Genomic DNA, 9,207 nt, shown 5'->3' with positions numbered 1-9,207 from the left:
AGGTGTTCGCTCACGCCGGCGAGATTTTCATGATTCCTGAAAGTGCGGCGGCGCGCGAGCTTGTGCTCTACCGCGCCCGGCCGGGTTGACCCAGGGGGGGGGGGGCCCACCCGGGCGCCGCCGACAAGCCCTTCCGCCATGCAGCGCCGCACTGTTGTCTCGAACAACTCGCGGAACAGATCGCTGTCGCGAAAGCAGCCGTGGCGGTTCTTCGAGAAGTCGAATGATCCGGCACGTCGCCCTCCAGGCCGAGTCTTTCGACAGGCGAGGTTGAGATGCACTTCCTCGCAGAGCCGACGCTCCGAGCGGATGCCGAAGCAATAGCCGATGATCAGCATTCGGATCATCAGTTCCGGATCGATCGAAGGTCGCCCGATCTCGCTGTAGAAGGGCGCAGGTGAGCGCGGATGCCGGATAGGTCAACGAACCGTCAATCGAGCGCAACAGATGATCGGCAGGCACCTGGCGTTCGAGGCTGAACTCGTAGAACAGCGCCTCCTGCATCACCGTCCGTTCACCCATCATCAACTCAATCTCCCTCTTCAAAGAGACTGAATCAGGACTTCAAGTCGCCAGCAACTCCGCCTTTTTTAACGAAATCCGCCGCATATCCGACCTTGCTGCCGGCCTCGCCACTGCCGGAAAGCGGACGTTGACGGCAGTGTCGCCGGAGATCGCGGCCGCGCTTTTTCCGACCTGCACAGATCTTAGCGCCAACGTCTGTTTAACGTCAATTCGGTCATCGGCTTGGGAGTGGCGCGGATGGCCAGGCAAAAGTGCCAAAATGTTTCCGCAGGCGTACTCACATTAATCGAACCTTTTCCAAAGTAAAATCCCGCTGATGTTCTGGCAACCGGTCAGAGCGATTTGCATCTAGAACTTAGTGCCGAACCTGCTACTTTAAGCTTCTTGGCGACCTCATCTTTGATGACAACGACATCCATGGCGACAGCGTTAACATTACGGAGCGCTTCGAGAACATCGCCATGCCCGGCGGAGTCGCCGTGTCCGGCACTGTCCGAGACCATATCGGTAACCGGCTCGATCTGACCTTCGAGAATACTGGCGAGCAAACACTGAAGAACATCGACCGCCCCGTTCGGGTCTTTGCAGTCGGAGGGAATTATACTGAAGCGAAACGGGTGTCCCGGAATTGGGTAATCTAAGGCTGGATGTAGCGATAGGTCTACATTGCTGGCCTAAATATTCTCTTGACGTTTGATCTTCAATCGCTCAGCATGCCCAAAAGAATGTGGACATGTGCTAACTTTCGGATGGCTAGTCCAGCGATGACATCGGACGCGAGTTTGAGCGTATTCTATCGCTTGTACTTGTGCGGTGATGGTTGCGTTCCATTTAATTTCAATTATTCGACTGTAGGCGAGCGACTAACTCCTTCGTGGTAAGTAGAAGGCACGGCATATGTCACTCACAAATGGCTATGACCTTTACGCCGCGATCGCGGGCAGTGGCTTGCAAAAGCTACTCTCATCATTTGCCAGGGCACGTCCCCGCTACCTAAACTACTCGAGCTTGCTGGGGGACGCATCGCCCGACAGCGTTACCATCGTTCCTCCTATACCTGTGCCGGGAACAAACAAGAATATTGACTACTCCATCGAATTGCCGACGCCTGAAATCGTGCTCTACCCAGATGATTTCACGGTCCCTCCTCCTACCCCGCTGCCAATCGACGCGGGCCAGTTTGGGCTTCGGCTCCAGGCACTTATCTGCCTTTTATCTGGATCAGTTGGCAACTCTGCTCCCATCTGTACCACTGTTGATATCTGGGCGGTGGGGCAAGTTGACGTACAGAAGATTGGCACAGATACCGTGATTTCGTTCAGCCTCCTAGATGTGGTCATTTCAGGCGCAGGAGGTCTTTCAACGCTCATGCAATACCTGCTTCGAGAGTTTCTAAACGGCGTGCTTTCTCGGATTAAGCTGCCTGCAAAAGCTCTAGGACTCGGAGCTTTTTCAATGGCGGTGGCGAGGGGACCGGAAATTGACGGCGAGAATCCTGGAACACCACCCGGCCAGCTAAAGATATGGGGAGCATCGGCATGAAGAGGTCTGCTCGCGTTTCGAAGGCGTTCCCTTCCAAGATAAAGGTCGTCAGGCCGTATGCCGCGACACTCGCCGCAATTCCTCCACATGACGTGAAGTTGGCGCTAAGTGAAACAGCACTTTCCACACTGATTGGTCGCTCGTTAAACCAACCAATCACATCAGCTGGATCCGGGAGATGGGGTCCCTTCGAAGCAGGTTATAGCGTTAATCTGAATGTTCAAGGTGGTGATGTTGATCTGATCGACTTGGCACAACAAATAGCCATTAAGGACGTTGCCGTATGGGGCACCGCTAATCTTAGGCTGGGTTTGAATTTAGGAAATGTCTTACCCCGTATATGCATACCTCCAGAACGTCACTGTGTAACGCTTTTTGGGATGGAGGTTTGTACGCCTCAGGTATGCGTAACTTGGCCTTCCCTAGCAATCAACATTCCTATCCCGATTGTCAGACTTCTGTTCTCACCATTCTTTCAGCTTGCCGCAGACTATAAAGGAAATAACTGGGATATACTCTTAAAGTTATTCCCTGCCTCGATTCTTTCGGTAAGGCCAGATCTTCTCTACTATTTTGACAACATAGTGGCGGAACTCCGCAATGCCGTGCATCGGACCCTAGGTGGTCTTCCGCTGATCGGCGGACTTATCGCGGGACTCGTTGGAACTGTAATCAACATATTGAGACGCGTTTTGGCAGGGTTGCTCGATGCGATTGCGGAGTTGGTGCGGCGGATGATTGCCTTGATCGATGTCTTCTCTCCTACAATTCCCTTTAAGATTGCAACGCTGCCGGCAAGGCAAGTACTCCTTTCTGCGGGAGAGGATGGCGAGGGAGAAGTCGATCTGACTATTGGCTCTGTAACAACTAAAATCGCGGATCCAGAAATCCAAATTGCAATCGCCTTTGCATGAGGTTTGACACATGGACACCTTTGATTCGAAGTTGCTTACGCACTCAGATGGTTATTATCACCTCTTTAACAAGCCTGGCACGTACACATGGGGCGTACTTTTTAAGCAGGATTACACGATCAACGTTACGGCCAACGATGGCACGAGGGATCCTCTGCCTTTTGAGTTTGCAGTTGACTTTGAAAATGGATCTTTCATTCTGGTGGATGATCCATCGCCTCTCGATGTGATGGTGGGGGACTCTTGTTCCTGGCACCTTAAAAATCCGGATCCAAATGTTCCAATAATGTCAATCGTTGGCGACAATGGTCAAGCTGACGCCGCTTTCGATGAATTCAATAGCCAAAGCTTGGGTATTGACGACGCCTTTAGCCACTTTTTCTTCCAGGTCGCGAACTATAGTTATACCGTCTTTGAAGGGGCTTCCGAACCGCAATTCGGTACCGTTAGAGTAACTGCATCTGCTGGTACCGGAGCAACACACTTAGTAATGCTTCGAACTGGGCAGGCACCTATTCCCCCAGTGGTACAGATCAATGCTGGCGATACGGTAGTGTGGGATGTAGATACCGGAAGTGACTACACAATCTCCGGAAGATCCAATTAGCTACAGGGATGAGGCGTCTAAAGATGAGGGCTACTTAAGCGGAGCCGATGATCGACTCAGAGTTTATCGGTAGGCTTTTTTTGGCCAGCATAGCTGTCTGGCGCGTTTCAGATCTTGTTGCGAGGGAAAAAGGCCCCTTCGCAGTATTTGAACGGATCAGTAGTTCGCCTGTTGGACTTTTGCTGGGTAGCGGCATGAACTGCTTCTCTTGCATTACCATCTGGATTTCGGCCATTCTTGCGGTTTATGTCAGTAGAGATGGCTGGGAGTTCGTGGTTGTGATACCTGCCCTTTCCGGCATTGCTGTACTAATAGATCGTGCATTGTCCACCCGTGTGGTTGTACAGCGCTTGGATGAGCGGGAATTGGATGAGCGGGAGGAAGACTTCAATGAGTTGCTGCAAAAGAAATTCGAGTAATTTTGCAGCGAACAGGCCACGTTCCCGAAGGCAGTTTTTGGACCGTCCGGCGATGGACTCTAGCGTTAAGTTGTTGTTGGTCAAAAATGGGAAGTATGTCGTGACTGGCCCAGTAACAGGACAAATCTATCATTTCTCTGGATTAGGGGCTGTGGCGATGGTTGACCGGTCTGACGCAACAGGCTTACTGGCCACCCTCCTTTTTACTAGATTGTAGCGGAAATACCCGATATTGCTGCGCTTGATTGCAATTTTATTTCGTCACCCTCGAAGTGGTGGGACTACAGACGCATGCCCCTATTGCATGTGTTTCCTCGCGCAAGAACTCACCATTTGCATCATAGCGGCAAAGTTTTTCACTCAGAACCAGAAAATTGCACTCTGAACCATTTGGGATAGTTCCATTCGCAGGACCACGCCGAGGACACTGCTCAATTTTGTTGGTAGCAGGCTCTCCGTCGTTAGCCGATTGCACGAATGAGGAGCAACATCCTGCGAGTAATGTTGCAATACTAGCGATTATTAGCAACCTCGCTAACATCCCCGACGCAATCCAAGCGCACTAAATCGACTAATTCGATTTTGCCAGACAGCCTCAACTAAAACGTCCGAACTGTCAAGGCGATGCACAAGTTCAGACGCGATGTAGACCACAAGCCACAGGTTCTCAGACACACCGACCGAATCGGCGAGAATCGATCGTCTCGCAAAAACCTCGCCGTCCATCGCCAGCTTCCAAAAGCCAGCATTGAAGTTGATTTGCGCCTCAATGGGAATCCCAAATTCATCATTACAGTCTACTGACTCCATGCTATGATGCCGGCAAAGTGAAATTGTAGGGTTTTCTTGGGCTCTGCCTTGGCGCACTGTAGCCGACTGGAAAGAGCTAACAATTTTTCGTAAAGTAGAGCGTAGCGTTGAGCCTTTGCTAAGCTGGGAGGTTTCAATGTGGAAGGCGGCTGCATTCGTTGATGGAGCTTGGACCGCGGTCAAGATATTTACACTTGATGCAGATGAACCGGTTTCAAGTTTACGTCTTCGCTCATTCGCGACATCCGAGGATCTCGCTGTACCCGATCCATCCTTCTTCGTCCAGCAACTCGATCTGGAAGCAGACCCTGGCAAGGGTTTGGCACGAGATGCGATCGAACTGTGGTGCAAAGATGCCGAGAAGGCGGCAGATGAATTTGACTGGGCCAGTCCCGCAAAGCTAAAGGCGATCGAAGAGGCGCTAGCGCTCTACTTCGAGAGCGACAGAGATCTGGGTATGCAGGAAAAGCCCGCGACGATCGCTTGGCACGACCGCACCGCAGTCATCATCCCCTTCACGGGCAAAGAGGAGCAAATCGTCCTCGAATACATACCGAACGCCGGCGATGAAAACAGGGTCAACCGGCTTCGCCATCGCTATGGATCGCCCGAACACACACTTCAAACTATCCTAGATTGGCGGGGATATTTTGGCACCAAATCTGCTGTTATTGACGGCTGGACCACAATGCGTAGCAGGGGGCACGGCTACGTCGCCAGTATTCCCGGAACAGCCGGATATGTCAGTGGCTTGGTGGCTCGTCGCCTAACTTCTTCGCAACATGAGTTCGATCGAGATCCGAACCAAATATCCCGTTTGAGCCAGATGTCAAATCGGCACTCCAAAATTGCGAATCTTTGCCCTGAGATATCAAGCATAAGCTCAGTCAGCACCCACAGTGCAATTGTCTTCATTCACGGCATGATTTCGTGTGGCCTGCAAGGCCTGAAAGACTTACTCGCAAGCGCAAACCATTATCCCATCTATCGGTATGAGCACGATACTTTTCGCCCGCTCAAAGAGAACGCAGAGGAGCTAGCGGGCTTCATCCGGGGCCGCTTCCGCGTGCAGCGCCTCTTATTGGTTGGGCATTCCCGCGGAGGACTTGTGGCACGCCGTGCCGCCGCCGAGTTGGTGCGGGATGGATTCCCCGGTCAGATCGAAATCATGACATTCGGAACCCCACATTTGGGCACTCCCTTAGTCGCGATCGGCGGAAAGGCCCTAAACCTACTCTATAAACTCGGCGAGGAATTGGTGGGTTGTCTTCCGCTTATATCCTTACCGGCGAAAGCCTATTCCTACCTCTTCGATTCGCCTCAACTCCCCCGAGGTATCGACGTGATGCGAGAAGATTCTGATGCAATAGATTTACTTGCCTCGCTTAACGATGCAGATCTAGTCACTTGCTTTGGAAGTCAGTTTGAAATTTCATCCGGACCTTCCGGTTTTGGAGTATGGTTGGAAGGCGCTTTGCTAGGTGTTTTTCGCGATCGCCCGAGCGATCTTGTGGTGCCAACAGAATCAGCCCTTGGTTTTGGCAAGCCTCAACCGGTTCTGTCCTGCAACCATTTTGGCTATTTTCTTGAGGCTTCTGTTAGGGAAGCAATTCTATCCTTCGACACGAGTGACGCGATTCTAGCATTCGACTCGCAGTCAGCCTCGCGGCGACCCAGCCGGTTGGCAGTTCCCGTGGCTGAACCGGAATATGTTGCAGTAGGGGATGTCCGGGTGCTCCGCAGCCGGTCCAGGCCCGCACCATCGACTCGCAAGAAACTAAAGCAAGGAGGATGATCGCGTCCGATTAGTCAATGATGGCTGCATGCCAACACGGACCTGAAGCGTCTTAGGATCCGGAACCGCGAGCGGAGTGTGCAAATCGACGAGGCCGCAAACATCATTTCAGACAGGTAGCGCCGGGTCAGACATATTCAGAGGCCGCTCGAGAGTGAACGCCCGCATCACCGGGCCGCATTCATCTTGACATTCCTGCTACTGGGGAATGCCGGCGTTCTATCCGTAGGTGATTGACGGAGACACCTGTCCAAAACCCATCTCAGGCGATAGCGGTGAGTCCAATCTTTCGGGTCGCGACGAAAGAGGAATCCAGCTTTCTGCGGCGAATTTAGTCCAACTGGTTTGTCGCAGGAAAGGCTAGGTGTTTGATTATTAATAGGGCTGAGTCCAGCCTTTTTTGACGTCCAACAAAAAACTCCAAGTATATCAATGAGATATGGCCTTGCGCCTTATGAAGAGTGCTAGGGGCGTGGCAATTGCAACCACATTGCTACCCGCCAATTTCGTTTTCGGCGTGCCAGCTCGTTTGATTTGCGGAGTAGCCGTGCCTATCCGACGCCATAGGCCATGACGCTTTTGACCGGCTGTGGTGGGGCCTCCAACCGCAGCAATCCGGCGCCAAAATCGAATGCTATGGCGCTGTCGGACATGCACAATGACCTACCATCCGTTGGTAGTATGTCGACTATTATTTCCTGCAGCTACGTCGATATTCAGACGGGAAAGTGTTCAACGATACTTTGCGTCAGCGTTCGGTCGTGGTAGCGTCCAACCTCTACCGTTACTTCGATGAACACGTCTTCGTTCGAAGGGTGCGCCTGCCAGGGCAGCGGGTGGCCGCTTGTGCTTGGGGGCAGCGGAATGGCCGGAGAGTTTCAGGTTACGGGCAAGAATGGGACGGCGCCATTCTCGCTGAAAGTGCATCGCGGCGACGGCATGGCGCTGTTGGCGATGAACTGGCGCAACGGGCAGCCGCCGCGGGATTTCGTGGGCTTCGCCATCGAGTACCGGATTCCGGGCGGGACGCGGTTCCTCGCGGTGCATAACAGGATCGCGTTTCCAGGCCCGGCCGGCGAGGTTAATCCCAACAAACTGTCGTCGCGCCTGTCGCCGATCCAGAAGTTCCGCTGGGTGCATTTCCCGTTCAACGCCGAGATACCCGGCGAATTCACCTACATGGTGACGCCGGTGTTCATGGATGAGGCGCAGCAACTGAGCTGCGGCGAACCGCAGACGGCGAATATCGAGCTCAGGCGCGAGACCTATCCGGGTGCGCTGAACGTGGCCTACACCCGGGGCTTCGTGTCCTCGCAGGCCTTCGTCGATCGCTACGAACGGCATGGGCCGATCGACACGCTGCTGCCGGAAAGCGCCGATGACGGCCTGGTGTTCACCCCGACCCACTCCAAGACGAACGATGCCCTTAACTGGATGGGGTTCGAGGGGCGGCATGCGATCTATGAGACGCTGGATGAGGCGATCGCCGACGCGAGCGCCAATGTCTACGTCGTCGCCTACGACCTCAGCGAGAAGGGGTTCGTTGACCGGCTGCGGCAGCTGGGGCCACGGCTCAAAATCATCATCGACGATGACGGCAAGCATGGCGAGCCGCATTCGGGGGAGACGCAGTCGGCGGATGTCCTCATCGCCTCTGCTGGCGCGGGCAACGTCAAACGCCAGAACATGGGGAAGTTGCAGCACAACAAAATGATCGTGGTCGAGGGCAACCAGGTAAAGAAGGCGATCGGCGGGTCGACCAACTTTAGCTGGCGCGGTTTCTACGTGCAGTCGAACAACGCGATGATCTTCACCGGCGCCGACCCGGTACGGGTGTTCCGCGAGGCGTTCGAGGATTTTTGGGCAGAAGCCGGATTCGCGACCAGCCGGTCGGCGAGCTGGCGCGACCTGGGGATCACCGGGGTTGACGTCAAGGTGACGTTCTCGCCGCACGCGCCGGCCAACGCCCAGCTCAAGAAGATCGCCGACGACATCGACGGCACCAAGTCGAGCCTGCTGTTCTCGTTGGCATTCCTGTACCAGACGCCTGGGGCGATTCGTGATGCGGTGACGCGGGTTCGGGATAACGACGCGCGTTTCGTCTACGGCATTTCCGACAAGAAGGTCGGCGGGCTCGACGTGCAGAAGCCGGACGGTAATCCACCAGCGGTGTTCCCAACCGCGCTGCTGAAGGGCAGGACGCCGGCACCGTTTAAGGCCGAGCCGGTGGGCGGTGGCGGCAACCGCATGCACCACAAGTTCGTGGTGATCGATTTCGACAAGCCCGGCGCGCGTGTGTATCTCGGCTCCTACAATTTCTCCAAGGCGGCCGACGTGACGAATGGCGAGAATCTGATCCTCGCCCGGGACCGGCGGATTGCCGTGTCCTACATGGTGGAGGCGCTACGGATGTTCGACCACTACCACTTCCGCATCGCGCAGCAGGAAGCCAAGACGGCCGGCACCAAGCTGCAGCTGAAGCTGCCGCCGGCGGCCGGGGACGATGCGTGGTGGCTCAGGGACTATACCGACGTGCGGCGGATCAAGGACCGCGAGATGTTCTCGTAGGCGGCAAGGGGGCGGTCCCTAGCGTAG

The 9,207-nt window shown here is 54.4% G+C and carries 7 protein-coding genes and 1 pseudogene; 6 read left to right on the top strand and 2 right to left on the bottom strand.

Features of this window, described 5'->3' with window-relative positions:
• Positions 1-116: 116 nt before the first annotated feature.
• Positions 117-525 (bottom strand): annotated as a pseudogene (locus tag AC0L3D_RS11015) (transposase); the annotation flags it as partial.
• A gap of 897 nt (positions 526-1,422) precedes the next feature.
• On the opposite strand from AC0L3D_RS11015, the gene AC0L3D_RS11010 reads away from it, so the two are divergent.
• Genes AC0L3D_RS11010 through AC0L3D_RS10995 form a run of 4 tightly spaced genes read left to right on the top strand, consistent with a single transcriptional unit; the run spans position 1,423 to position 4,007 of the window.
• Positions 1,423-2,067: a hypothetical protein gene (locus tag AC0L3D_RS11010; RefSeq protein ID WP_473644304.1), complete on the top strand. Its 645-nt coding sequence runs from the start codon at positions 1,423-1,425 to the stop codon at positions 2,065-2,067.
• Positions 2,064-2,981: a hypothetical protein gene (locus AC0L3D_RS11005; protein ID WP_473644302.1), complete on the top strand. Its 918-nt coding sequence runs from the start codon at positions 2,064-2,066 to the stop codon at positions 2,979-2,981. Before AC0L3D_RS11010 ends, AC0L3D_RS11005 begins: the two co-directional genes overlap by 4 nt.
• A gap of 10 nt (positions 2,982-2,991) precedes the next feature.
• Positions 2,992-3,588 (top strand): cupredoxin domain-containing protein, encoded by a 597-nt coding sequence (locus tag AC0L3D_RS11000; RefSeq protein WP_473644300.1) that lies wholly within the window; start codon positions 2,992-2,994, stop codon positions 3,586-3,588.
• 47 nt (positions 3,589-3,635) lie between these two features.
• On the top strand, positions 3,636-4,007 hold the full coding sequence (locus tag AC0L3D_RS10995) for a hypothetical protein (protein ID WP_473644298.1): 372 nt from the start codon (positions 3,636-3,638) through the stop codon (positions 4,005-4,007).
• A 534-nt stretch (positions 4,008-4,541) separates the two neighbouring features.
• On the opposite strand, the gene AC0L3D_RS10990 is transcribed toward AC0L3D_RS10995, so the two are convergent.
• Positions 4,542-4,817 carry a hypothetical protein gene (locus tag AC0L3D_RS10990; RefSeq protein WP_473644296.1) on the bottom strand — a complete coding sequence of 92 codons (276 nt, stop codon included), beginning with the start codon at positions 4,815-4,817 and terminating at the stop codon, positions 4,542-4,544.
• A gap of 136 nt (positions 4,818-4,953) precedes the next feature.
• Here AC0L3D_RS10990 and AC0L3D_RS10985 point away from each other — a divergent pair, with 136 nt between their 5' ends.
• Both AC0L3D_RS10985 and AC0L3D_RS10980 read left to right on the top strand, forming a co-directional pair.
• On the top strand, positions 4,954-6,612 hold the full coding sequence (locus AC0L3D_RS10985) for an esterase/lipase family protein (RefSeq protein WP_473644294.1): 1,659 nt from the start codon (positions 4,954-4,956) through the stop codon (positions 6,610-6,612).
• Between the two features lie 864 nt (positions 6,613-7,476).
• Complete coding sequence (locus AC0L3D_RS10980) at positions 7,477-9,180, top strand: phospholipase D-like domain-containing protein (RefSeq protein WP_473644292.1); 1,704 nt, start codon at positions 7,477-7,479, stop codon at positions 9,178-9,180.
• The last annotated feature ends 27 nt before the right edge of the window (positions 9,181-9,207 follow it).

Source organism: Mesorhizobium sp. WSM4837, from assembly GCF_055811435.1.
Note: the sequence above shows the minus strand (reverse complement) of the source record. Positions and strands in the feature narration are given on the sequence as shown.